The organism is Nocardiopsis sp. CNZ308 (assembly GCF_004217075.1).
In genome coordinates this window covers 1,587,878-1,612,155 of sequence record NZ_SHKJ01000001.1, presented here as the reverse complement: position 1 = coordinate 1,612,155, position 24,278 = coordinate 1,587,878, and the positions used below count along the sequence as shown (strand labels likewise).

Genomic DNA, 24,278 nt, shown 5'->3' with positions numbered 1-24,278 from the left:
GAACAGCACGGTGTGTCGGTCGTGGCACCCGGTTCCCCTTCTGACAGGGGAACCCGCTCCCAACAGCACCGGAACAGCCTCCGACCGGTCCCGGTTCGTGCGCGTACGTACCCGGTGGTAGACCACGCGGATCCCTTGCTGTGCAGGGGAATCCGTTCCTCCGGCATAACTTCTGTAGACCATTGGCCTAAACCAATTGGTCACTGCGGGGGATCGTCGTTCATGATGCGAGAGATCTCGACTTTGAGAAGGAGCCGCTGTGACTGCCGTGGATACCGACGTGGACGCGCCGACCAAACACGAGGAGCTCGTCTCCTGGGTGCGGGAGGTCGCCGAGCTCACGCAGCCGGACGAGATCGTGTGGTGCGACGGTTCCGAGGAGGAGTGGACCCGCCTGACCGACCAGCTGGTCGAGCAGGGCACCTTCGTCCGCCTCAACCCGGACAAGCGCCCCAACAGCTTCTACTGCAAGTCCGACCCGAGCGACGTCGCCCGGGTCGAGGACCGCACCTTCATCTGCTCCGAGCGCGAGAGCGACGCGGGCCCCACCAACAACTGGATCGCCCCCGACGAGATGCGCGCCACCTTCGGCGAGGTCTTCCGGGGCGCCATGCGCGGGCGCACCATGTACGTCGTTCCCTTCTGCATGGGACCGCTGGGCGGCGACATCTCCCAGCTCGGGGTCGAGATCACCGACTCCCCGTACGTCGTGGTGTCCATGCGCATCATGGCCCGCATGGGCAGCGCCGCCCTGCGCCTGATCGAGGAGCGCGGCGAGTTCGTCAAGGCCGTCCACTCCGTGGGCGCCCCGCTGGAGCCCGGCCAGCAGGACGTCGCCTGGCCCTGCAACTCCACCAAGTACATCTCGCACTTCCCCGAGACCCGTGAGATCTGGTCCTACGGCTCGGGCTACGGCGGCAACGCCCTGCTCGGCAAGAAGTGCTACGCGCTGCGCATCGCCTCGGTGATGGCCCGCGACGAGGGCTGGCTCGCCGAGCACATGCTCATCCTCAAGGTCACCCCGCCCAAGGGCCGGTCGCACTACGTCGCCGCCGCCTTCCCGAGCGCCTGCGGCAAGACCAACCTGGCCATGCTCCAGCCGACCATCCCCGGCTGGAAGGTCGAGACGGTGGGCGACGACATCGCCTGGATGCGCTTCGACGAGCAGGGCCGACTGCGCGCCATCAACCCCGAGGCCGGGTTCTTCGGCGTCGCGCCCGGCACCGGCGAGAAGACCAACGCCAACGCCGTGGAGACCCTCTGGGGCAACAGCATCTTCACCAACGTCGCCCTGACCGAGGACGGCGACGTGTGGTGGGAGGGCCTCACCGAGGACCCGCCCGCGGGCCTCACCGACTGGAAGGGCCGTCCCTGGTCCCCGGAGTCGGGTGAGCCCGCCGCCCACCCGAACTCCCGCTTCACCACCCCGGCCGGGCAGGCGCCGACCATCGCCGACGAGTGGGAGGACCCGGCGGGCGTGCCCATCTCGGCCATCCTGTTCGGCGGCCGACGCGCCACCGCCGTGCCGCTGGTCACCGAGTCCTTCAGCTGGCAGCACGGCGTCTACCTGGGCGCCAACGTCTCCTCGGAGAAGACCGCCGCAGCCGAGGGCTCGGTGGGCGAGCTGCGCCGCGACCCCTTCGCCATGCTGCCGTTCTGCGGCTACAACATGGGCGACTACTTCGCCCACTGGGTGAAGCTGGGCCAGGGGGCCGACCAGGCCAAGCTCCCCCGGATCTTCTACGTCAACTGGTTCAAGAAGGACGCCGAGGGCCGCATCGTCTGGCCCGGGTTCGGTGAGAACAGCCGCGTCATCAAGTGGATCGTCGAGCGGCTGGAGGGCGAGGCCGAGGCCGTCGAGACCCCGATCGGCCGCCTGCCCGTGGCCGGTGGCATCGACACCGAGGGGCTGGACGTCTCCGACGAGGACATGGCCTTCGTGCTCGACGTCGACCGCGAGGTGTGGAAGCAGGAGGCCGCGCTGGTACCGGAGTTCTTCAAGACCTTCGGCGACCACCTGCCGGGCGAGCTGTGGGACGAGTACCACGCCCTGCTGGACCGCCTGGAGAGCCGGTAACGACCGCGACGGGGGCGTGACAGCCCCCTGACCAGGGCCCCTTCCGCGCACGGGGCCCGTGGGGGAGGGGCGCGGGCACGTCGGGGCCCGCGCCCCTCCCTTGCGCGGTGGATCGTGCGGTCACCATGCGCCGCGCAGCATCGGCGGCGCAGGGGGACGCGATCGTTGCCCTATGGCAATTGTTGTCGTCGGGGCCGGTTCCGGTCACCGAGGCCAGCGGGTCGCGGGGACGCCGTCCGGCGCACGCAACGCTCCGTTTCCGCGGGCGTACGTGTTCACGTGCGCGAACGCGGTCACTCTCCGTTGCGCCCGTGGTCAAACTTCCCGAAGGTCCCTCTCACCCAGGGTCACGCTCTTCACTCTGGGCTCATGGTGCTCGCGGGGTGGCGTTCCGTAACGTACCGGGTGCCTGAGCCGCCCGGAGACGGACCCTCAGACCAGGGTCGTCATGTCCGGGTGTTCCCCGTGCACATCCCCACCCCTGGGAGCGATCCCCCTCGTGAGAAGGCACATCCCCTGGTCCCTGACGGCCGCGACGGCCGCCTCCACCCTCGTGCTGGGGCTGCTGTCGGCGCCCCCGGCCCTGGCCGACACCGACCCCCACTCACCCGCCGACCGCACCGTCCCGGTCCCCGACACCTGGGAGCCGGGCGAGGCCAACACCGAACCCGTGGGCGGAGAACCCCCCAACGAACCCTGGTCCCCACCCGGAGCCGAAGACGAAGCCGCCCCCGAGGCCCAGAACCGTTCGGAAGAACCCGAAACCCGGGTCGGCACCTGCGACGACGGCGTCAACCGCGGTATCCGGCCCTGGTACCCGCTGGAACGCCACCAGATCAGCGACCGCATGGAACTGGCGGTCAACACCCAGGACGGCAACCTCGTCGTGCGCCACCGGGACCTGACCGTGGCCGGAACGGGGCTGGACCTGTCGGTGTCCAGCTTCTACAACTCCGCGCCCTCCTACGACGGCTGGACCCTCTCCCACGGCCAGGACGTGGGACTGAGCATCTTCAGCAACAGCATCATCTTCCAGGGCCCCTCCGGCTACTGCGAGAGCTTCGACATCGCCGAGGACGGCTCCTTCACCCCGCCCTCCGGTCTCAACGCCGAACTGGAGGAGCTGTCGAATGGCCACTACGCGCTGACCTTCCACCGAGGCGAGTACGCCGACCAGGTGTGGACCTTCAACGCCAACGGGTGGCTGTACTCCCAGGCCGACCGCAACGGCCACACCCACCGGATGCGCTACGACACCGAAGGAAACCTGGCCTCGATCGTGGACACCCAGGACCGGGTCACCACCTTCGAGTGGAACCCCGACGCCTGGGAGCAGCCGACCCGGATCACCGACCCGGTCGGCGAGACCGCCACGGCCTTCACCTGGAACGGCGACGGCGGCATGGTCGCGCTGACCGACCGCGCGGGCCAGGACATCGAGTTCGGCTACAACGGCGACGGCCTGCTGACCTCGATCACCGACGCCACCGGCGCGGTGTGGGAGATCGCCTATAACGCCGACGACCAGGTCTCCAGCCTGACCGTGCCAGACGGCACCGAGGACGGAGCCACCACCGCCTACTCCTACGCCGACGGTGCCTGGTCCAACACCCAGACCACGGTCACCGATCCGGGCGGCGGTGAGTCCACCCTGGAGTTCGACGACCAGGGAAGGCAGACCTCCGCGACCGACCAGGTCGGCAACACCCGCTCCCAGACCTGGACGGCGAACTCGGACGTGGCCACCACCACCGACGCCCTGCAAGCCTCGGTGACCTACACCCACGATGAGTTCAACAACCTCATCGGCACCGAACTGCCCACCGGAGCCACGACGTCGGTCGGGTTCACCGACACCGCCAACCCCGCCAAGCCCACCAGCGTGACCACCCCCGACGGGGACACGCTGGAGATGTCCTACGACGACGCGGGCAACCTCACCTCCGCGGTCCAGGAGGAGATGGACATCGAGGTGGCCGACATCCGGTACCACTCCAACGGGTTGGTCAACCAGGTCATCGACGCCAACGGCAACTCCACCAGCTACTCCTACGACCGCGCCGGGAACATGACGGCGATGGACGAACCGGGGCCGATGGGCACCACCCAATACGGCTACGACGCGCTGTCACGGGTCACCTCGGTCACCGACGGCAACGGTGTGAGGCTGGAGTACGGCTACGACCGCCTCGACCGGATCGTGTCCATCTCCCAGGGCGGCGACCTGCTCCAGGCCATCGCCTACGACGGCAACGGCCGCCAGATCACGACGCACACCGACCAGGCGAGTGTGGAGCACTCCTACAACGGCCGCGGCGACCTGCTCGAAACCGTGCGCACCGACTCGGCCGGAAGCGAGAGGACCACCTACGCCTACGACACCGCGGGCAACGTCACCGAGATGGTCGAGCACGGCAAGACCACCTCCTATGGCTACGACGCCGCGTTCCGGCTCACCTCGCTCACCGACCACACCGGGGCCGAGACCACCTTCACCAACGACGCCAACAACCGCCGCACCAGCATCACCCACCCCGACGGGGCGGTGGAGGAGCGTACCTACGACGACTCCGGGCGCCTGACCGGCATCACCACCACCGGGGCCGCCGACCAGGCTCTGGTGCAAGCTGTCTACTCCTACGACAACGACGGCGCCGACAGCGACCAGTTGCAGTCGCGCACCGTCAACGGTGAGACCGAGACCTTCACCTACGACGGCCTGGACCGGCTCACCAGCGACGGCACCACCGACTACACCTACGACGACGTCGGCAACCTGCTGAGCGCCGGGGGCGAGGAGTTCGCCTACAACGACGCCGACCAGCCCACCAGCGCTCGCGGGGCCGAGGTGGGCCACGACGAGGCCGGGAACATGACCTCGCGGGGTGAGTACGTCTACGAGTACTCGGTGACCAACCAGACGCTGCGCTCCAACGACGGTGAGGGCCAGCTGACCTCGTGGCTGAGTTACGACACCACCGACCAGACCCAGATGCGCGGCGTCACCGACGTGCACGAGGGCACCCGGGTGGAGCGGCAGCTGTCCAACACCGCGCTCGGGGTCACCAACATCGCCTCCGAGGGCGAGCGCACCAGCTTCGTGCGCGACCCCGACGGGCGGTTGGTGTCCATGGTGGCCTGGGACGGTGATGAGCGGTTCCACTACACCCTCGACCAGCAGAACACCGTGCTGGCGCTGACGGCTGCGGGTTCGGAGGCTGAGTCCCCGGACGTGGTCTATGACTACAGTCCCTACGGTGAGCGCACCTCTGAGAGCCTGGAAGGGACCGAGGCGGCGGCGTTGAGCCCGTTCGGGTTCACCGGCGCCTACCAGTTCCAGGACGGCACGGTGCATCTGAACCACCGCTTCCACAGCACGTTCACGTTGGGCTTCACCCAGCCGGACCCGTCCCGGCAGGAGTTGAACAACTACGCCTATGCCCAGTGCGACCCCATCAACAACACCGACCCCACCGGGCTCAATTCTTGCAACGAAGCGATCAATGGTTTCATCCTGGGGCTTATCGTCACGGGGCTTTCGTTTCCCTTTGCCGCCACCCCGATGGGGTTTGTCGCTGCGATTGGATCCGGGCTCATCGTGATCAGTCAAGTGCAGGCAATCGATCGGGCATGCGGCGGTCGAATCTCGGCTAGCATGACAACCTAGTATGGTTTCTGCCTCCACCTCTCTTCGGGGAAGTGGAGGCAGAAGCTCCTCTGCAAAGGAAGGATGATGTGAAGAAAGAACGAATGCGGAATATTTATCTCGCCTTTGTGGCATTGGCAATACTTGTCCTGTTTTTTATAATAAACTTTAGACAGAGTGGCAATGTCTGGGGGGCTACTTTGGTCACCCTTGGGCTATTGGCGGTAATGTCTGTGTCTGGCCTGATATTCTGGGCTGCGCGTGGGGCAATTAGAAAGAATAGAGAATAATGTAATATTCTAATTTTCTGGAACCTGATTTCTCATGTGTGCTGGCGTTGACAGTCGAGGGTTCGGAGGCTGAGTCCCCGGACGTGGTCTACGACTACAGCCCCTACGGTGAGCGCACCTCTGAGAGCCTGGAGGGGACCGAGGCGGCGGCGTTGAGCCCGTTCGGGTTCACCGGCGCCTACCAGTTCCAGGACGGCACGGTGCATCTGAACCACCGCTTCCACAGCACGTTCACGTTGGGCTTCACCCAGCCCGACCGGTCCCGGCAGGAGATGAACAACTACGCCTATGCCCAGTGCGACCCCATCAACAACACCGACCCCACCGGGCTGAACTCAACTGCTCTAGACATGTGCTCAGCAGCTGGGCTTCTCGGAACGGAGATCGGAATCCTTGTCTGGGCCTTTGGCATCACGGGGCCCTGGGGAGCATTCTGGGCAATCGGCGTGGCCGCAGTTGGAATAACATGCGGAGCACTCTGGCTCCACTATCGATACTGACTCGCTGATCCAGCAAAGCGGGCCACCAGGAAGCTCCCCTGGTGGCCCTTAGGAGAGATGCTGATAATTCCTGCAACCTTCGCACTCATGGTCATTGGGGCCATTGGCCTACTGGTCAAAGTTTTTCTAGTCAGTCGCAAATCAGCAGCACCCAAGTGGCTCGATTTGCTAATCGTATCCTCTTTCCTGGCATGCTTCCTATTTTCCCTTATTTGGCTGCTCTTTTAAGGGAGACTTCCGCTAGATAGTGGGAATTGCAACAGTGGAAGGCTCTGAATGTCAGTCGTTCAGAGTCTTCCGCTCAGGTCGAGAAAAATAAAGGATACGCCAGCTTGATGGTGTCGTGCTCGTTCGGGTTCACCGGCGCCTACCAGTTCCAGGGCGGCGCGGTGCACCTGAACCACTGCTTCCACAGCACGTTCATGCTGGGATTCACCCAACCGGGCCCGTCCCGACAGGGGGCGAACAACTACGCCTACGCGGCGTGCGACTTTCAAGGATCTCTAGAGAAAGCAGGTGATCTCCCGTTTTTGAGCTTCTTGCGTCAATTATAATCTGTGCCGTTATGGTTTACATGGTGGCCAGGGTGAAGACTTCAAGGCCGATTAGGAACGTTGATTCATTGACTGCTTTGATTCTTCTGGTGATAGCAGGTTTCCTTTTTTTCTGGCCCCAGTAGGCGGTTGTTGGATCGTGGCGCGTCGGCTTGGGCGTCGCGCCCCTGGGATAATGAATAAGATGCCTCGCCAGGGAAGGCTGGCCAAGCAGTGAGGTTCTATAAAATATACTTGCAGGTTTTCTCAATAATATAGGCTCAATGTCATGAGGTATGGAAAGCCTTTGGAAGTTTTGTTTCTCAATGAAAGTTCGACTCGAATCATAATGTACGCTTCCTGTCTGGCTTTTATGTCGTTCGGCTTCTATGTGGCATCAAAAAGAAAGAATGGAAGATCGGGGGTGGGTTCTGCTTCGCTGTTCTGGGTCTTGGGGGTTCTGGCGGTAGTCTCAATTGTCATTAACTTTCTTGTGATTTGATTGATTTTGGAAGGCAGCGGCGGCGTTGAGCACGTTCGGCTTCACCGGCGCCTACCAGTTCCAGGGCGGCGCGGTGCGCCTGAACCACCGCTTCCACAGCACGTTCACGATGGGCTTCACCCGCCCGGAACCCTCCCGGTCGGAACTGGGTAACTGTGCTTGGACTTGCTGTGGCGGATCGACGACCAAGGAAGGGAGCAGGGCGCATGGAGGGAAGGTTTCCGAAGGACCCGACCAAGAAGGAGCTTCGCGCCCTCATCGGGTTCAGGCTTGTTGGCATAGCCTTTTTCCTCGGCATGGCCGCATGGCGCGCGTGGGAGGGCGATTACCTGTGGTCCGCTCTGAGCGTGCTCCTCACGGCTATTCTCTTCGCGGTCTATGTGGCCCCTCGCATGCTGCAACTGCGCCGCAAGAAGAAGGAGTGACTTCCGGGAAAGGGGGGCGCGGGCACCGTCGTGCCCGCGCCCCCTCGTTGTGCGGTCACCATGCGCCGCGCAGGCTCCGGGGCGGCTCGGCGTCGAAGGCGGCCCAGACGTGGGTGCCGAGGCCGTAGCGGCGCGGAAAGGCGAAGCTGGCCCACGTGCGGGAGAGCTGGCGCACCAGCAGCAGGCCGCGCTGGCCCTCCGCCGCCTCCCACTCCTCGTCGGTGCGCTCGTTGGGAATGCGGGGCAGCGTGGGGCCGCCCGCGTCGCTGACGGTCAGGCGCAGCGTGCGTTCGTCGGGCATGGACAGGGTGCGGGTGACCCCCTCCCCCGAACGGGCGTACTTGCAGGAGTTGGCGACGAGTTCGCTGGCCACGAGCTGAACGGTCGCGACCAGGTCGGGGTCGAACCCGGCCAGGTCGCGGGCGAGTTCGGAGCGGACCCGCGTGAGTTCGGACAGGTCGCAGGCGTAGTCGAGGTGTCCCCAGAAGGCGAACGGGCCGGGGAACGGTACCGGGTCGTGCGCGAGCGTGCCGTTCATACCGTCACCTCCGCGTACCGGGCAGGGGCGGGGGCGACGGCTAGGAGGTCGCCGACGGGGACGGGCGCGGAGGCCGGTAGCGGGGATGGAATCGGAGGTGCGGCCTGGGCCGGAACGTGGACGGAGCCGTGCGACCACGCGCGCAGTCGGATGACGGCCTCGGCCTGGACACGGGAGAGGTCGCGCTCACGCTCGTGTTCGCGGGCGGTGTAGTAGGGCCTGACCAGGGCGATGTCGTCGGCCGGGAAGATCTCCCGGGCGGGAGCCAGGCGCGGAGCGGGCACCGGGCGCGGAGCGGGACGCGGTGTCCTGCGCTGAGGGGTCGGGGGCCTGCTGGACCGCGCGGAAGCGGGAGCGGGAGCCGGGGCGTAGCGGCGGACCCGGGTGGAACGGCGGCGGACGGCTGCCGAGTGGCGTCCGCGCGCGGGGATGAAGAGGGATGTCACCAGAGCCAGGGCACGGGTGAGAAGGGCAGCGCTAAACTGGCGCATGCTGGCAGTTCCTGTTCTTAAAGGGTGAATGTTGCTGGCCGTGACCCCGGGCGGTAGGTAACCGTCGCGGGGTCTTTCGTGTTCAGTTGTGTGTTCGGAGAAAGGTTAGGGGGTGGGTGGAGGGGTGGAGGACGCTACGGGGGAGTAGGGTTCGAAAAAGGCGCGTGAGGGGTGCGTACGTGCTGGTCAGGGTCTTGGGTGGGGTGTGGAAAATCTGGCTGGCCAGGTTTTTCCATTGTCCGGAATGATTGGTTTTGAGGGTCTTTTCCTAGGGCTTTTGGGGTAGGGAAAAGCCCCCGGCCGAAGCGGGCGCGGGGGCTGGAGGCGGTTAGAGGCGGCTACAGGCCGGAACGCAGGCCGCTGAGCAGCGCCACCCACTGGTCCCCGGGGACGGTGAGGTGTCCGGCCTCGCGGTGGACGGTGTCGCGGACGTCAGCGCCGGAGGCGTGTTCGCGGACCTCGACGCACTGGCTCCCGGTGTTGCTGTAGCTGCTCTTGTGCCACTCGTTGCTCATGCTGCTTCCAATTCCCTCAACAGCTGCCGGGACTCTCTAGCGGGCAGCGCGGACGCCAGACACTTTCTTACCAGCGCCTCCATGCGCGGATGGCTGTCGGATTCCAGGATGACGTTCCCCGCGATGAAGTCGCTGGAGACGGCTAGGCCGCCATCAACGAGTCGGTACAGGTTGACTGGCGCGGTCACTCCGATGAGAGACGTTCCCGGTGACAACAAGTGAACCTCGACGCGCACGTCTTCCACCAGCCGCAACAGATGCCCTGCCTGCTCCCTTCGGATGTGATCCGGCATGCAGGTCAGAGCGCTGTGCGGAAAGACGGAGGTCACCACCGGGTCGTGGTGGTGCTCGCGAAGTGTTTTGAGGCGTCCGCAGCGAGCGTTGACCCAGCGGTCCACCTCAGCGTCGGCAACGAGCGGCTGTCCGTCCTTGAAGACGGCCTCGGCGTAGGAAGCGCACTGGAGTTCGCCCGGAACCAATACTGGTGACAGGCAGTCGATGGCCACGGCCTGCTCCTGCAACCGGGCCACGTTCAGCTGCCACACCGGCAGTTCCGTCCCCGAGGTCTGCTTGCGCCACGCCTTGAGGAGCCTGCCGTCCGCCTTGAGCATCCGGTCCAGGGCCTCGGCGGTCTCCACCCTGGGCGTGAACTTCCCCGACTCCCACCGGGACACGGACGCGGGTGACGTGCCCATGTCCACGGCCAGCTGTTTCTGCGTTCTCCCGGAGAAATCGCGAAACGTTGTGAGCAGGGAGGAGAAGTGATCTTGCGTCACCCCGCACAACTTACAGAGCCGTTGCGTCCCCTGTCATCCGTTCTCCGGAAAACGACAGAGGCTGGAGATATCCCGGGCCCTGTGACGAGGGTGGATACAGGTCACGAACCCGCAGGTAATTGCGGCCTGTTCGTGGCTATGTTCCGGAGGATGGTGATTTCAGTTGGGATCAGTGACAAGCATGCAATCGCGTCGCGGCGGTTCGGGTTCCGGTTTCCAGGACGGAGGCGGCACCGGGCGTTTCCCCCTGCCCCGCAGGGGAGTGGAACCCCGCGACAGGGCACCCCTGGTGCTGGACCAGCGCTGGAGCAGCCTCGGTACCGCGCTCATCATCGCGGGGCGTCCCGATCAGGCCGCCCTGGTGCGCCACAGGGTCTCGGCCCTCTCCGCCCTGCCGCCGCTGGCGAGGGAAGCGGCCCAGGAGCTGGCCGGCGAGGTGTTCAACAACGCGATCACGCACACGCGCAGCGGCCTGTCCGGGGGCGAGGTCATCGTGAGCGTGCACCGGCTTCCGGGCCGCGTGCAGGTCAAGATCACCGACCAGGGGCCGATCGGCGAGGACGCCGTCACCACACCGTGCGTGCGGCCCCCCGACCCGCTGCGCGTGGGCGGGCTGGGGATGCGCCTGGTCGCCGCGCAGGCCAGCCGGTGGGGCACGCTCCACGAGGGCGGCCGGACCACCGTCTGGTTCGAGATCGACCGTCCCGACCGCGGTCGCGACCGGTCCGCCGGGCACGCCGGGCGGTGAACACCTCTCCCGACCTGGACGCGCTCCTCACGGCGGGTCCCGGGGCGGACGGGTACCGCCCGCCTCCCGGGGTTTCAAAATCCGGGCCCGATCCTTGTACCGATTCGCCGGTGACGACCCGTCCGCGCGCCGGTACCTTCCTCCTGCCAGCACCTACGCGCGGAAGGAACCCAGGTGAACCTCCTCATCACCGGCATCACCACCCAGTCCTCCATCGCCTACGCGATCGCCGAGGAGGCGATGGAGCAGGGCCACCAGGTGATCCTGACCAACCCGCCCGGCAGGCAGCTGTCCATCCTGGAGCGGGTGGCCAAACGCCTCCCCGCCGAACCCGTGGACATCCTGCCCATGGACGTCACCGACCCCGGGCAGGTCACCGAGACGGCGGGCAAGGTCGCCGCCCACTGGGACCACGTGGACGGGCTGCTGCACTCCATCGCCTACGCCCCGGGCGACGCGCTGGGCGGCAACTTCCTCAACACCTCCTGGGAGGACGTGGCCACCGCGATCCACGTCTCGGGGTACTCCCTGAAGGCGCTCGCCGTGGGGTTCCGGGAGCTCATGGCCGCCGCCCCGCACGGCGCCGGGGTCGTCTCCCTGACCTTCGACGCCTCCCGGGCCTGGCCGGTCTACGACTGGATGGGGTCGGCCAAGGCCGTGCTGGAGAACTCCACCAAGTACCTGGCCCGCGACCTCGGCGGCGACGGCATCCGGGTGAACGCCATCAGCGCGGGACCGGTCAAGTCCCTCGCGGGCGGCTCGATCCCCGGGTTCGACCAGATCGCGGACGGCTGGGCCGAGTCCGCGCCGCTGGGCTGGGACACCAAGGACGCCTCCGTGGTCGCCGGTCCCGCGCTGTTCCTGATGTCCCCGGCCGCGCGCGCCGTCACCGGCACGACGCTGCACGTGGACGGCGGGTACCACGCGATGGGCGCGCCGCTGTAACCCCGGGAGCCGACCGGGAGGGGGAGGAGCGTTCGGCCTCGGACGCCCCGGAGGACCCCAGACGCTCGGGCGTCCGCGCTGGTCACCACGTCGGGGGGACATTTGCGGACGTTCCTGCTTTCCGCTGAGAAGGAAGCACCGCGCGTGCTACGGATGGACCCGTTCGCTGCCGGTCCCTCCTTCTTCCCTGGGAATCCCCATGATGACAATGCTGACCGTCCTCGCCGTCCTGGCCGCCATGGTCGGCGGCGCGGTCCTCGCCGTAGGCAGGTTCCGCGTCGACGACGAATCCTCGGGGGGCGCCGTCAGCGTGGTCGTCGCCCCCTGCGTGCTCGCGCTCTACCTCGCGGCGGCGGCGATGGGGGTGGTGATCGGCTGGGAGAACTTCACCGGTGCCGGGGACGGGATCACCGAGGAGACGGGCGCGGCCGACGCCCTGTACTGGAGCACCACCACCCTCCCCGCGGGGGAGGCGGAGACGGTGCGCCAGCAGCTGCGCGCCTACATGACCGCGGTCGCGGAGAAGGACTGGCCGATGATGCGCGCCGAGGGCGAGCTGAGCGAGGAGGGCGACGAGGCCATGGCCGACCTGGCCGCGTCGGTGCGGGCGCTGTCGGTGTCCGACACCGGCGACGGCCTGGACCGCCTGACCGCCCGCCAGGAGCTGGCCGAACTCAGCGACGCGCGCATCGAGCGCGCCGACGCGGCCGGGGACGGCATCCCGTCCGTCCTCAACGGCATCGCGGCCCTGTCGGCCATCGCGGTGGCGGTGCTGCCCTTCGCCATGATCCGGCGGGGCTCGACCGTGGCCTACTTCTGGGCCTCGGCCAACCTGGTGTTCGTGTTCGCCACGATCCTGCTGCTGTTCTACCTGGGCAACCCCTACAACGGGGCCCTGGCGCACGACGCGGGCGCCATCCAGGACGCGCTGGCCGGGTTCGAGCGGATCGACGCCTCACTCAGCCCCCAGTAGGGACAAGCGGGCCGACGGGCCCCGGACGCGTCCTCGGGGGCCGTGTCCGGGGCCCGTCGGCCGGTGGCACGCGGCGGGGGCCGCGCCCCCTGGTCGGGGACATGCGTCCGGGGCCGCCCGCCGTCTCCGGGCACCGGCGGACGGCCGCGTCGGGCCGGGCCGGGACAGGCGCGGTCGGGCCGACGCGGGTGCGGTCGGATCGGGCGCGGGCCGCGCCGGGGCGCTCACCCGGGATCGGTCGCTTCGGGGGCGGCGCCCGTCACGGCGCCGCCCCCGGAGCCGGTCAGCCCGAGGAGCGCGTGGCGGCGCGGCCCGCGCCCGCGGCGACCACGGCGATGACGACCATGAGCACCACCATGGTGCGCATGGGGGTGAAGGCTCCGGCGGCCTGCGGCGCGGAGTGCGGGGAGAGGTCGGCCAGCACCTGCTCCCGGACGGCCCGCTCCACCGGGGGCGGGGCCGACGGGGACTCGGACGGCTGCGCGGGTCGGGCCGCGCGCTCCAGGACGGGTTCGGCCGGGGCGACGGCCTCCGCCCCGGGCGGCACCGCTCCGGGCTCCTCCGCGGCCGGGGGAGCGGGTTCGCCGGGAGCAGGCGGCTCGGGCTCCCCGGGCGCGGGCGGCTCGGGCTCGCCAGGAGCCGGGGGAGCGGGCGGTTCGGGTTCGGGGTAGCCGGGCTCCTCAGGGGGCGGCTCCGGCTGTCCGGGGTCCGGCGAGCACGGCGGCGCCTCGCCCGCGCGCACCACGACCCGCACGCCGTTCGCGCACACCAGGACGTAGGACCCGGGGTTGACGTCCACCAGCGCGCCCGAGGTCTCCACGCGGACCCCGCCGGGGCCCACCTCCACGCGGGAGTTCCCGTCGTCCACGCTGACGCCGGTGCCGTCCGCGTTCACCTGCGGAACGGTGTCCACCGCGCCGACCAGGGAGACCGTGCCCGGCGGTTCGGCGGGTGAGTCGTCCGGGGCGAGCGAGGGCGAGGCGCCGCAGGCGAGCAGGAGCGCGCCCGCCGCCAGCAGCGCGGGCAGAGCACGGCGTGAGGGGGGCATGGGACTCCTCGTGTCGCTGTCGGCACTACGGGTGATCGTACGCGGTCAGTCCGGACCCTACACCCGAGAACGCGCCCCCAGCGGCCCGCCCGACACGGACGGCCCCGCTTCCAGCGCCGGAGCCGACACCGGAGTCGGCAGCAGGAGAGCGGCCACGCGGTTCAGGGGGAGTGCAGGCGCAGCACGGCGTGCTCGGCCCAGTCCGGCGGCCTGGTCAGCCGCGAGACGAGCACCATCGTCCCGAAGGCCAGCGGGACGGTCCACGCCGCGGGCTGCGCCAGCAGCACCGACAGCCACCCGACCGGGGGCGGCAGCAGGATCGACCACCCCACCGCGCCGGTCGCGGTCACGGCCCCCACGATCAGTCCGGACGCGGCCCCGGCCAGCGTCAGCCGCCGCCACCAGATGCCCAGCACCAGCAGCGGGCAGAACGTCGAGGCCGCCACCGTGAACGCCCACACCACCAGCACGTTGATGTCGATCAGCTGCGCGGGCAGCGCCAGCAGCACCGCCACGCACGCGCCCACGGCCACCGCCAGGCGCAGCCGCGGCACGCTGCCCTGGAACAGGTCGTGCGACAGCCCGCCCGCCAGGGCCAGCAGCAGTCCGGAGGAGGTGGACAGGAACGCGCCGAACGCCCCCGCCGCCACCAGCGCCGTCAGCACCGTTCCCACCGAGCCCGGCACCGCCTGGGCGGGCAGCACCACCGCGACCGTGTCGGTGCCCTGGAGCAGCACCAGGTGCGGGGTGAGCACCCGCCCGAGCAGCCCGTACACCGTCGGGAACAGGTAGAACAGCCCCAGCAGGGCGATCACGCCCACCGCCACCCGGCGCGCCGTCCGCGCCGTGGGGCTGGTGTGGAAGCGCATGATGACGTGCGGCAGCCCCATGCAGCCCAGCGTGATCGCCAGCAGCGTGGACCACGTCTCGAACAGCGGGTACCCGCCCACGTTCAGCAGCGGCGAACTCCACCGCTCGCTGCCCAGCTCCGGCAGCCCCGCCGGGTGCGGGATGGGCGCGCCCTCGGGGAACACGTACTCGGCGCCCGCCTCCACGGTGTGCTCACCGGCCGCGAACTCCACCCGTTCGCCCCCGGAGGCGGTCACCGTCACCGGCTCGTCCAGGCTGAACCGGGTCCCCACGGTGAACTCCACCGGGGTCGTCTCGGGGAAGTGCGTACCCCACTCGGGGTTGAGCGCCTCCGCCCGGGTCTGGGGACCGGCGTGCACCACCAGGTAGACCGCCGGGATGGCGATGAAGGCCAGCTTGATGACGTAGTGGAAGGCCTGCACGTAGGTCGCCGACCGCATTCCCCCGGCCGCGATCGAGGCGCTCACCACCAGCCCGGCGAGCAGCACCCCCACCCAGTACGGCGTGCCGCTGACCAGGGCCAGCACCACACCGGCGCCCTTGAACTGGGGCACCAGGTACAGCAGCATGATCACCAGCACCACGCAGCCGCACAGCTTGCGCAGGCGCGGCGCGCCCAGGCGGTACTCGGCGAAGTCGGGCACGGTGAACGCCCCCGACCGGCGCATCGGCCCGGCCACCAGCGCCACCACCGCCACGTAGCCCGCGGCGAACCCCACCGCGTACCACATGGTGCCCAGGCCGTTCTTGAGCAGCAGCCCCGCCAGCCCCAGCACCGAGGCGGCCGACAGGTACTCCCCGGCGATCGCCATCGCGTTCCAGTTGGGGGAGATCCGCCGCGAGGCCACGAGGAAGTCGGAGGTCGAGCGGGCCGCCCGCACCCCGTAGACGCCGATGACCAGACTGGTGAGCAGGACCAGCCCGATGGCCAGGACCGCGATCACCACGTGCGCCCCGTGTCCTCACCGCTCGCGCGTCCCGGTCCCCTCGCGCCTCCGGGTTTCCGGCGGGGCTCCTCGCGGCCGGGCTCTCCGCGCCCGGGCCGTCCGAAGCCGTGCTCCCCGCGTCCGGGGTCCCGGCCGTGCTCCGGCGCTCCGTGCTCCGGCGCCCGCGCGGCCCCCGCCCGGTCCGCGGCGCTCTCGGCCCGGTCCTCGATCCGCTCGGCCGAGCGCACGTGCCACAGCGCCAGCCCGAACAGCATCGGGTAGACCGCCACCGTCAGCAGCAGCCACGACAGCGGGATCCCGCCCGGCCGGACCTCCCCCAGCGCGGGGAAGAGCGCGAACGCGCCGCTCATCCCGAACAGCAGCACCGACAGCACCGCCACGGTGCGCACGGCGGTCCGCCGCTGGGCCCGGAACAGCGCGCGGGCCGCCTCGGTGTCCACCGGCTCCGGGATCGGCAGCAGGTGCTGCGCGGGCCGGTTGCCCCGGGCCAGCGCGATCCGGGTCTGCGGACTGGTCAGCTTCTCGCGGCGCGGGCTCACGGCGCCTGCTCCCCCTCGCCGTCCCGCGACCGGGAGGCGGGGCCGCCCTGGGCGTTCGCGGACCGGCCGAGCTGGTCGCGCCGGGCCGCCTCCAGCAGCTGGGCGCGCAGGTGGCGGCCGTGGCGGCGGCTCACCGGCACGTCCCCGGCCGGGGTGCCCGCCACCAGGCCGGACGAGGAGGTCACCCGCAGGTCGCGCACCCACGGGATGGCGATGAGGAACCCCCGGTGGACCCGGACGAACCCGGCCGAGGCCCACACCTCCTCCAGGTAGGACAGCGACAGGCGGATGAGGTGGCCGCCGTCGGCGGTGTGCAGGCGCACGTAGTCGCCCTGGGCCTCCACGAACTGCACGTCGTCGCGCTTGACGAACACCGTGCGCCTGCCGGTGTCGATCTGCACCACGTGCAGGTCCTCGGCGGGCGGGGCCCCGCCCCCGGGCCTGCGCAGCTGGGCGATGCGGCCCACCGCCTCGGCCAGCCGCTCGGGCCGGATCGGCTTGAGCAGGTAGTCCACGGCGCCGATGCCGAAGGCCTCCACCGCGTGGGCCTCGGAGGCGGTCACGAACACGATGGACGGGGGCTCGGACAGCACGCTCAGCACCCGGGCCACGTCCATGCCGTCCAGACCGGGCATGAGGATGTCCAGGAACGCGGCGTCGATGGTGGTGGTCCCCAGCAGCCGCACCGCCGTGGCGCCGTTGTCGGCCACCAGGACCTCCGCCACCTCGGGCATGTCGCCGAGCAGGGACGCCATCTCCTGGCGGGTGGAGGCCTCGTCCTCGACCACCAGCACCCGCAGTTCGGGCTTCAACGCGCCACCACCCCCCTGGTGAACCTGGGCACGCGCACGGTCACCTTCGTCCCCTCCCCCAGCGCGGTCTCGATCACCAGACCGTACTCGGGTCCGTAGACGGCGCGCAGCCGCTGGTCCACGTTGGCCAGGCCGACGCTGCGCGACTCCGGTCCGGTGCCCGCCAGCAGGGAGCGGGCCAGGTCGGGGTGCATGCCCACCCCGTCGTCCTCGATCTCGATGACGCACAGCGGGCCCTCGCCGAAACCGGAGACGCTGATGTGGCCGCGGCCCTCCTTGCGCTCCAGCCCGTGCCGGATGGCGTTCTCCACGATCGGCTGCACGACCAGGAACGGTATGGCCACCGGCAGCACCTCGGGGGCCATCCGCACGGTGATGTCCAGGCGGTCGTGGAAGCGGGCCCGCTGGAGTTCGAGGTAGGTCTGGGTGGCCTCCAGCTCCTCCGAGAGGGTCGCGTAGTCGCCCTTCTCCGAGAAGCCGTAGCGCAGGTAGTCGGCGAAGTCCGACAGCAGGTGGCGGGCCCGGTCGGGGTCGGTGCGCACCAGGGCGGCGATCACCGCCAGGGCGTTGTGCACGAAGTGGGGGGAGATCTGCGCCCGCAGGGTGCGCAGGTCGGCGGCGGCGATCCGGGCCCGGGCCCGGCGCAGCGCCGCGTGGTCCAGGCAGTCCGAGACCAGCGCGGCGGCGGCCTCCACGTCGGCCTCCACGGGGTGGCCCGAGGCCACCAGGGCGCCGGACAGCTCGTCGGCCACGGTCAGGGGGACCGCGCACGCCGACGTGCCGTCGGGCAGGCGCAGCCGGGCGTTGCTCCCGTACTCGAAGACCTGGGAGAGCAGCCCCTCGACCTCGGCGGGGGCGGGGCTGGTCCCGTGCGCGGCGACCGGGCCGTCCAGGTCGGCCAGGACGACGCCGTCCACGGCCAGGAGCTGGCGCAGCCGCCTGGCGGCCGAGGGGACCCTCCGGCCGTGCAGCCCGTCCCGGAGGTCGACGCCGAGGGCGTGGACCTGGCGCATCAGCTCGACGCTCGCCCGCTGCTCCGAGGACGCTGGGCGACGTCGGGAGGAGGACACCCGCGACAGCCACCGGTATGACACGGAACGACCCTATCCCAGCGAACTGTGTCGGTGCTCACGTGGTCGGGGTCACCTTTCGAATCGTGACGCAAATGCGCGCTCGCGCCGCGGACGGGAGCCGGGCCCGCCACCGGGAGCGGTGGCGGGCCCGGGGGAGCGCTCGGGGCGGCGGCCGTGCCGGGAGAAGGGTGGGCTCCCGGTCGGAGCGGGCCGCCGACGGCCCGAGCCGGTGGTTCGGGCCTCCTCCGGGACTTCGGCCCGGAGGAGGCACTGCCTGGTGGCCGGACGCCTTTAGTGGTTGGCCGCCTTCTCCGCGCCCGCGCCGGTCAGGGCGCGGACCTGGAGCTGGGCGAACTTGTCGAAGTCGCGCTCCTTGGACGACAGGGTTCCCACGATCGCGCACAGCAGGCTGATCGGGACCGACACCAGGGCCGGGTTGGGCAGCGGGAACCAGGCGAAGTCCGCGGTCGGGATGAGCGCGGTCTCGCTGCCGGAGACCACGGGCGAGAAGAACACCAGGCCCACGGCGCTGATCAGGCCGCCGTAGATGCCCGCGAGGGCGCCTCGGGTGTTGAACCTCTTCCAGAACAGGCTGAGCAGCAGGGTCGGCAGGTTCGCCGAGGCCGCCATCGCGAACGCCAGCGAGACCAGGAAGGCCACGTTGAGGTTCTGCGCGAACACCGCCAGCAGGATCGCGACCACGCCGACGCCGAGGGCGGACAGGCGGGCGACCCGGACCTCCTCGGCGCCCGTGGCCTTGCCCTTGCGCAGGACCGAGTTGTAGAAGTCGTGCGCGATGGAGGACGAGGAGGCGATGACCAGGCCCGCCACCGTGGACAGGATGGCCGCGAAGGCCGCCGAGGCGATGATCGCCAGCAGGACCGCGCCCGCCATCTCTCCGCCGATGCGCTCGCCGACCACCTGGGCCAGCTGCGGGGCCGCGGTGTTGCCCGCGGAGTCCTGCGCCGTGATGGCCTCGTGGCCGACGATGGCCGCCGCGCCGAAGCCCAGCACCAGGGTCATCAGGTAGAAGGTGCCGATGAGGCCGATGCCCCAGTTGACCGACTTGCGGGCGCTCTGGGAGTCGGGGACGGTGTAGAAGCGGATGAGGATGTGCGGCAGACCGGCCGTGCCCAGCACCAGGGCCAGGCCCAGGCTGATCAGGTCCAGCTTGTTCCACAGGGTCTGGAGCGGGTCGCCCGCGACCTCCACGCCGTAGCGCAGGCCGGGCTCCAGGAAGCCCTCCTTGCCGCTGGCCGCGGCGGCGTCGCTCATCAGGGCGCCGAGGTTGAACCCGTACAGGGACAGGGTCAGCACGGTGAGCAGGGCGGCGCCCAGCATGAGGATGAGGGCCTTGATGATCTGCACCCAGGTGGTGCCCTTCATGCCGCCGAAGGTCACGTAGATGGTCATCAGCAGGCCGATGACCACGATGCCGACGATCTTGGCGGTGGCGGCGTCCATGCCCATGAAGGTCTGTCCGGGCTGGATGCCCAGCAGCAGGGCGATGAGCGCGCCCGCGCCGACCATCTGCGCCAGCAGGTAGAAGATCGACACCACGATCGTGGAGACCGACGCGGCGGTGCGCACCGGGCGCTGCCGCATCCGGTAGGACAGCACGTCACCCATGGTGTAGCGGCCGGAGTTGCGCAGCAGCTCCGCGACCAGCAGGAGGGCGACGAGCCAGGCGACGAGGAACCCGATGGAGTAGAGGAAGCCGTCGTAGCCGAACAGCGCGATCATGCCCGCGATGCCGAGGAAGGAGGCGGCGGACATGTAGTCGCTGCCGATCGCCAGGCCGTTCTGGAGCGGGGAGAAGCCGCGCCCGCCCGAGTGGAAGTCGGTGGCGGAGCGCGTGCTGCGGCCGGCCCAGACGGTGATGCCGAGCGTGGCCGCGATCATGAGGACGAAGAGGACGATGGTGATGACGCGGCTGCTGTCGCTGACCGTCTCGACAGCTTCCTGGGCGAGGTTCATCGGCCGCCCTCCTTGTTCGCCGCGCTGTAGTGGAGCTCGTCGCGCAGCTCGACCGCCTGGGCGTCGAGCCTGCGGCGCGCGTAGTTCGTGTACAGGATGGCGATCCCGAAGGTCGACGCGAACTGGAGGACACCGAAGACCAGGGCGACGTTGACGCTGCCGAAGAGCACGACGCCCATGAAGTCGCGGCCGAAGGCGGACATGAGCACGTAGAGCAGGTACCACGCCATGAAGGCGAGGCTCACCGGGAAGACGAACCTGTACAGCCGCCGCTTGAGCTCGACGAAGCGCGGGTCGCCGTGCATGGTGACGTAGGCCCCGGTCGGGATCGCGTCGCCGTTCCCGTTGCCCTCGGGCGGCGGGGCCGGGTCCTTCGTTGGCCGGTCTGTTGACATGGTGGGTGTACCTCCGGGGGGATTGGCGTGCGTCCGGCGGCGACGGCGCCGCTCTGGTGTGATCTGCGTTACGGAGCACTGTAAGGAGCGGCACTACCGCGAAGGAGGGGGCTCGTGCGCACGCGCGCCGAACGCGGGGGAGGAGCGTCGAACGGTCGCCCAGCGCGCGGTGAGCGGTCGTCTGGCGCGCCGAACGGTCGCCGAGCGGCTCCGGTCCAGACCACGGGCCCCGCGGCGCACGCGCCGCACGGGGCTCGGATCCGGTGGGGAGCGCCGTGCCTCGGGGGTTCCGGTGTCCTGCGAGGGGCCGGGGGGGAGCGTCCGTCCTCCGCCGCGCCGGGGGCCGTGCTCGGTGGTGGGACGCGCCTCCACCGGACCCGGAACGCCCGTCCGGCTCCGGGCGTTGTAGCTTGTGCACCATCACCGCCGCCGCGGGCGTCCGCGTCGGCGCGTTCCGCGATACCCCGGACGAGGTGCGCCGTACCCGGTGACGACAAGACGGCGCGTTGGACAGCGCACGTCACACGTCACGGAGGTAGGCATCATGGCCTGGATCGTTCTGGTGGTCTCGGGGTTCCTGGAGACCGCGTGGGCCCTCTCGCTCAGCGCCTCGAAGGGCTTCACCCGCCTGTGGCCGTCGGTGACCTTCGGGGTCACCCTGTTCCTGAGCATGGCCGGTCTGGCCTACGCGCTGCGCACCATCCCGGTCGGGACCGGCTACGCGGTCTGGGTGGCCATCGGCGCCGTCGGCACCGCGCTGGTGGGCATGTTCTTCCTGGGTGAGGGCTTCGCCTGGACCAAGCTGTTGTGCCTCGTGCTCATCGTCTCGGGCGTGGTGGGGCTCAAGCTCCTGCACTAGGACCCGACCCGGGCGCGTCCGCCCCTCAGGAGGGGGACGCGCCCTTCCGCTGTTCCGGACAGGGGAAAGGCGGGCGGCGAACGGCGCCGGTACGCCCTCCCCCCGTCGTTTTCCCGTTTCTTTGTGCCGCGCCCCCTTTTCCTCCCGTCACGCGGCGGAAAAAGGGGGCGGACGCGTCAATCCCCGAGACGCGAACCGTTCACCGTCGCTTCCCCCACACGGGCGGTGAAGCTGATCTCGACCAGCAGTTCGGGGAAGGCCAGCCGGGAGACGGCGACCAGGGTGCTCGCGACCTGGGGGTCGGGGCGGCCGTAGCGTCCTGCAACGGGTCCTGGGCGCGCGCCGCCTGCTGGAGACCTCGGACTGGTCGGTGGAGAGGATCGCCGGGGCGACCGGGTTCGGCAGCGCCGCGAACTTCCGCGCCGTCTTCAAGAGGGAGGTCGGGACGACGCCGTCCGCCTACCGCAGGACGCACGGGTCCGCGCGGGCCGCCGCCTCCTGAGCGCGGACCCGCGTCCGCCCGGTCCCGCCAGCGCGCGGCGGGGGCCGGACACCGTGCGGTGTCCGGCCCCTACGCCGTTACGGGGGAGCGGCGGTGCTGCGCGGATGCCCTGGACCGAGCGGGTCGCGGCGGCTAGGACGGGGCCCGGGGGTGCCCCGGCGGGGGCCGCCCCGCCGCCGGTCGAGGTGGACGGCGTGCTCCAGATAGCGTTCGACCAGGGACGCCGCCACGGGGTTGTGGCCCCGGACGCGGAGCAGCCAGTGCGGTGCGATCCGCTCGTGGAGCCACAGGAAGCCGATCGTGAACCCCAGGCTCAGCATCGCCTGGAGGGCCAGGAAGGACAGGAGCGGCTCCCCCAGCACGGTGTCGTCGCCCAGCGCCCACGCCACGGCGTAGGAGTCGATCAGCCGCGAGACGGGGAACCCCACCAGCCAGTACAGCGCCATGGGCGCCACCGCCCCGACCTGGAAGACACCGCGCGCCAGCAGCACGCAGTACCCGGCGCCGAACAGGGCCAGGGGTACCCCCAGTCCGGCCGCGAGGGCGAGGGTGACCGCCGGGGACAGCCCGGCCATCACCGCCACGGCCGTGGCGAACAGACCGGCCACCAGGCCGATCAGCGCGCCCGGCAGCGTGATCTCCACGTGGTCGAGCACGGGCCTCCCGGTGGGGAGGACTTCCCGAGCGCCCATCAGTCGATCACGACCCCGAAGGCGAACAGCGAGTAGAACAGGGCGCCGAGGTAGAACACCGCCGCGAAGGCGATGACGGCGTTGGAGAGGATGCCCGGCCGGATCGGCTTGGGCAGGGTGAGGTTGTTGACCAGCAGCAGCACCACGCAGTAGGCGCCCATCGCGAACGCCGACAGGAAGGCCAGCACGTCCAGGATCGCCGCCGGGCCGTCGGCGGGGCCGAAGAGCAGGATGACGATGCCGAAGGCGATCAGGCCCCACAGGAAGAGGGCGTACAGCCTCGACATGCCGACCTTCTTGGCGCCCGGCACGAAGTTGAAGGTCATGTCGGCCTGGCCGCGCGAGAAGGAGTCGAACAGCCCCAGCGTGGCGTTGAGGCCGATGAGCGCGATGAAGCAGAAGAACACCGTGCCCAGGACCGGGCTCCCTGCCGCCGAGAAGGAGGCCGCCATGGCGTCCAGGGCGGCGTCGCGGTCGCCGTCGCGCAGCAGGTCGGTCACGTTCGGGTCGAAGCGGGCCGAGGCCTGGGCCAGCACGGTGAAGGAGATCGTCACCAGCATCGTGATGCCCCAGAACAGGACCATCGCGTCGAAGGTGACCCAGCGCCGCCAGCCCTTCCACTTCTCCATCTCCGAGGCGTCGGAGGTGTCGAACATGAAGCCGCGCGTGGGCATGGCCTCCTGGTCGCCCGCGTGCCGCAGGCCCCGGATCTGGGGGATGTGCGAGCCCATCCCGGCGCCCTTGTCGCGCAGGTGCAGGGTGTACCACATCTGCTGCATGCCCGAGGGCCCGGCGAAGGCGATGGAGCCCACGATCACGGGGAACCACAGGGCCGTGGTGGCCTCCTCCGGCAGGTAGCCGAACGCGAACATCCCGGTGAGGGTGGAGGTCAGGTCGGACAGGTCGCCCACGATGGCCGCGATCACGGCGCTGCCGACCACCAGCATGCCGATGCAGATCGACAGCACGTTCTCCAGCAGGTTGTAGATGACCTTGGCCAGTGTGAACACCACACCGACGAGGAGCATCCCGGCGACCGCCGTGGCCTGCCAGGGGATGCCGGTCACCCGTTCGAAGGCGGAGGCGCCCGCCGAGAGGTGGCCCGGCCAGATGTAGACCAGCATCGCCGTGATGAAGAAGAACCACATGAGCGGTTTGAACACGCGCGCGGCGCCGTAGAAGATGCTCTCCCCGGTGGCCATCGCGTAGCGCGACATCTCCAGCATGACCACGGCCTGGAGGGTGACGCCGACCAGGAACAGCCAGCGGATCTCGGGGCCGAAGACGAGGACCAGCCTCGGCCACATGTAGGACTCGCCCATGCCCACGCCGAGGGCGACGAGGAACACGGTGGGGCCCAGGATGTGGATCGAGGGCGGCGCCTTGGGCAGGGGGCGGATGGGCATCGGCTCCAGCCGGCCCGCCTTCCACACGCGCTCCTCGGGCGGAGCGCCGCCGGGGGCGGCCGTGCCGGAGGCGGCCTCGGCCTCGGGGGGAGCGGCCTGCCTCTGGGCGGGGACGAAGGGTGGTTGTGCGTCGGTGGGGGACTGGCGGACCGGTTCGGGCGTGCCGCCGGTCTCGGGGCGTGAGGAATCCATGGCTGGG

At 69.7% G+C, this 24,278-nt stretch carries 22 protein-coding genes and 1 riboswitch; of the genes, 9 read left to right on the top strand and 13 right to left on the bottom strand.

The window, feature by feature from the left end; genetic code table 11:
• Positions 1-268: 268 nt before the first annotated feature.
• The 4 genes from EV372_RS06890 (at position 269) to EV372_RS06875 (ending at position 7,973) form a co-directional block, all read left to right on the top strand.
• Positions 269-2,077 (top strand): phosphoenolpyruvate carboxykinase (GTP), encoded by a 1,809-nt coding sequence (locus EV372_RS06890; RefSeq protein ID WP_130398798.1) that lies wholly within the window; start codon positions 269-271, stop codon positions 2,075-2,077.
• Between the two features lie 499 nt (positions 2,078-2,576).
• A complete protein-coding gene (locus EV372_RS06885; protein ID WP_486484102.1) occupies positions 2,577-5,744 on the top strand; it encodes an RHS repeat domain-containing protein in 3,168 nt (1,055 codons plus the stop codon).
• Between the two features lie 307 nt (positions 5,745-6,051).
• Positions 6,052-6,513: an RHS repeat-associated core domain-containing protein gene (locus tag EV372_RS29340; protein ID WP_253795122.1), complete on the top strand. Its 462-nt coding sequence runs from the start codon at positions 6,052-6,054 to the stop codon at positions 6,511-6,513.
• A 1,241-nt stretch (positions 6,514-7,754) separates the two neighbouring features.
• Positions 7,755-7,973: a hypothetical protein gene (locus EV372_RS06875; RefSeq protein WP_130395316.1), complete on the top strand. Its 219-nt coding sequence runs from the start codon at positions 7,755-7,757 to the stop codon at positions 7,971-7,973.
• A gap of 55 nt (positions 7,974-8,028) precedes the next feature.
• Here EV372_RS06875 and EV372_RS06870 read toward each other — a convergent pair whose 3' ends face one another.
• The 4 genes from EV372_RS06870 to EV372_RS06855 all read right to left on the bottom strand — a co-directional run bounded on the left by EV372_RS06870 (position 8,029) and on the right by EV372_RS06855 (position 10,293).
• Positions 8,029-8,511: an ATP-binding protein gene (locus EV372_RS06870; RefSeq protein WP_130395315.1), complete on the bottom strand. Its 483-nt coding sequence runs from the start codon at positions 8,509-8,511 to the stop codon at positions 8,029-8,031.
• Entirely contained in the window at positions 8,508-8,795 is a 288-nt protein-coding gene (locus tag EV372_RS29335; protein WP_486484101.1) for a hypothetical protein, read from the bottom strand. The genes EV372_RS06870 and EV372_RS29335 overlap by 4 nt, the downstream gene beginning before the upstream one ends.
• Positions 8,796-9,340: 545 nt before the next feature.
• Positions 9,341-9,517, bottom strand: coding sequence for a DUF397 domain-containing protein (locus tag EV372_RS06860; RefSeq protein WP_013155139.1), 177 nt, complete (start codon positions 9,515-9,517; stop codon positions 9,341-9,343).
• Complete coding sequence (locus EV372_RS06855; RefSeq protein WP_130395313.1) at positions 9,514-10,293, bottom strand: helix-turn-helix domain-containing protein; 780 nt, start codon at positions 10,291-10,293, stop codon at positions 9,514-9,516. The genes EV372_RS06860 and EV372_RS06855 overlap by 4 nt, the downstream gene beginning before the upstream one ends.
• 181 nt (positions 10,294-10,474) lie before the next feature.
• On the opposite strand from EV372_RS06855, the gene EV372_RS06850 reads away from it, so the two are divergent.
• From EV372_RS06850 to EV372_RS06840, 3 genes are all read left to right on the top strand, one after another.
• Positions 10,475-11,041 (top strand): ATP-binding protein, encoded by a 567-nt coding sequence (locus tag EV372_RS06850; RefSeq protein WP_130395312.1) that lies wholly within the window; start codon positions 10,475-10,477, stop codon positions 11,039-11,041.
• 174 nt (positions 11,042-11,215) lie between these two features.
• Complete coding sequence (fabI, locus tag EV372_RS06845) at positions 11,216-11,986, top strand: enoyl-ACP reductase FabI (RefSeq protein ID WP_130395311.1); 771 nt, start codon at positions 11,216-11,218, stop codon at positions 11,984-11,986.
• 199 nt (positions 11,987-12,185) lie between these two features.
• Positions 12,186-12,959, top strand: a complete 774-nt coding sequence (locus EV372_RS06840; protein ID WP_130395310.1) for a bestrophin-like domain — start codon at positions 12,186-12,188, stop codon at positions 12,957-12,959.
• A 283-nt stretch (positions 12,960-13,242) separates the two neighbouring features.
• Here EV372_RS06840 and EV372_RS06835 read toward each other — a convergent pair whose 3' ends face one another.
• From EV372_RS06835 to EV372_RS06805, 7 genes are all read right to left on the bottom strand, one after another.
• Entirely contained in the window at positions 13,243-14,007 is a 765-nt protein-coding gene (locus tag EV372_RS06835; RefSeq protein ID WP_130395309.1) for a hypothetical protein, read from the bottom strand.
• A gap of 161 nt (positions 14,008-14,168) precedes the next feature.
• Positions 14,169-15,824, bottom strand: coding sequence for a sodium/solute symporter (locus tag EV372_RS06830; RefSeq protein ID WP_130395308.1), 1,656 nt, complete (start codon positions 15,822-15,824; stop codon positions 14,169-14,171).
• Positions 15,818-16,363: a hypothetical protein gene (locus EV372_RS06825; protein ID WP_130395307.1), complete on the bottom strand. Its 546-nt coding sequence runs from the start codon at positions 16,361-16,363 to the stop codon at positions 15,818-15,820. Before EV372_RS06825 ends, EV372_RS06830 begins: the two co-directional genes overlap by 7 nt.
• Positions 16,360-17,175 carry a LytR/AlgR family response regulator transcription factor gene (locus EV372_RS06820; protein WP_130395306.1) on the bottom strand — a complete coding sequence of 272 codons (816 nt, stop codon included), beginning with the start codon at positions 17,173-17,175 and terminating at the stop codon, positions 16,360-16,362. The genes EV372_RS06825 and EV372_RS06820 overlap by 4 nt, the downstream gene beginning before the upstream one ends.
• Positions 17,172-18,188 carry a sensor histidine kinase gene (locus EV372_RS06815; protein ID WP_130395305.1) on the bottom strand — a complete coding sequence of 339 codons (1,017 nt, stop codon included), beginning with the start codon at positions 18,186-18,188 and terminating at the stop codon, positions 17,172-17,174. Before EV372_RS06815 ends, EV372_RS06820 begins: the two co-directional genes overlap by 4 nt.
• Before the next feature lie 351 nt (positions 18,189-18,539).
• Positions 18,540-20,225 carry a solute symporter family protein gene (locus EV372_RS06810; RefSeq protein WP_130395304.1) on the bottom strand — a complete coding sequence of 562 codons (1,686 nt, stop codon included), beginning with the start codon at positions 20,223-20,225 and terminating at the stop codon, positions 18,540-18,542.
• Positions 20,222-20,620 carry a DUF485 domain-containing protein gene (locus tag EV372_RS06805; protein WP_130395303.1) on the bottom strand — a complete coding sequence of 133 codons (399 nt, stop codon included), beginning with the start codon at positions 20,618-20,620 and terminating at the stop codon, positions 20,222-20,224. The genes EV372_RS06810 and EV372_RS06805 overlap by 4 nt, the downstream gene beginning before the upstream one ends.
• 441 nt (positions 20,621-21,061) lie before the next feature.
• A riboswitch (guanidine-III (ykkC-III) riboswitch) is annotated at positions 21,062-21,128 on the top strand.
• Between the two features lie 36 nt (positions 21,129-21,164).
• Here EV372_RS06805 and EV372_RS06800 point away from each other — a divergent pair.
• Together EV372_RS06800 and EV372_RS06790 are read left to right on the top strand one after the other, a co-directional pair.
• Positions 21,165-21,479, top strand: coding sequence for a DMT family transporter (locus EV372_RS06800; protein ID WP_130395302.1), 315 nt, complete (start codon positions 21,165-21,167; stop codon positions 21,477-21,479).
• A gap of 370 nt (positions 21,480-21,849) precedes the next feature.
• Positions 21,850-21,981 (top strand): helix-turn-helix domain-containing protein, encoded by a 132-nt coding sequence (locus EV372_RS06790; RefSeq protein WP_253795105.1) that lies wholly within the window; start codon positions 21,850-21,852, stop codon positions 21,979-21,981.
• A 77-nt stretch (positions 21,982-22,058) separates the two neighbouring features.
• Here the strand turns inward: EV372_RS06790 and EV372_RS06785 are convergent, their stop codons facing one another.
• Both EV372_RS06785 and EV372_RS06780 read right to left on the bottom strand, forming a co-directional pair.
• Entirely contained in the window at positions 22,059-22,673 is a 615-nt protein-coding gene (locus EV372_RS06785; protein ID WP_130395301.1) for a hypothetical protein, read from the bottom strand.
• Positions 22,673-24,271 carry an Nramp family divalent metal transporter gene (locus EV372_RS06780; protein WP_130395300.1) on the bottom strand — a complete coding sequence of 533 codons (1,599 nt, stop codon included), beginning with the start codon at positions 24,269-24,271 and terminating at the stop codon, positions 22,673-22,675. The genes EV372_RS06785 and EV372_RS06780 overlap by 1 nt, the downstream gene beginning before the upstream one ends.
• Between the last annotated feature and the right edge of the window lie 7 nt (positions 24,272-24,278).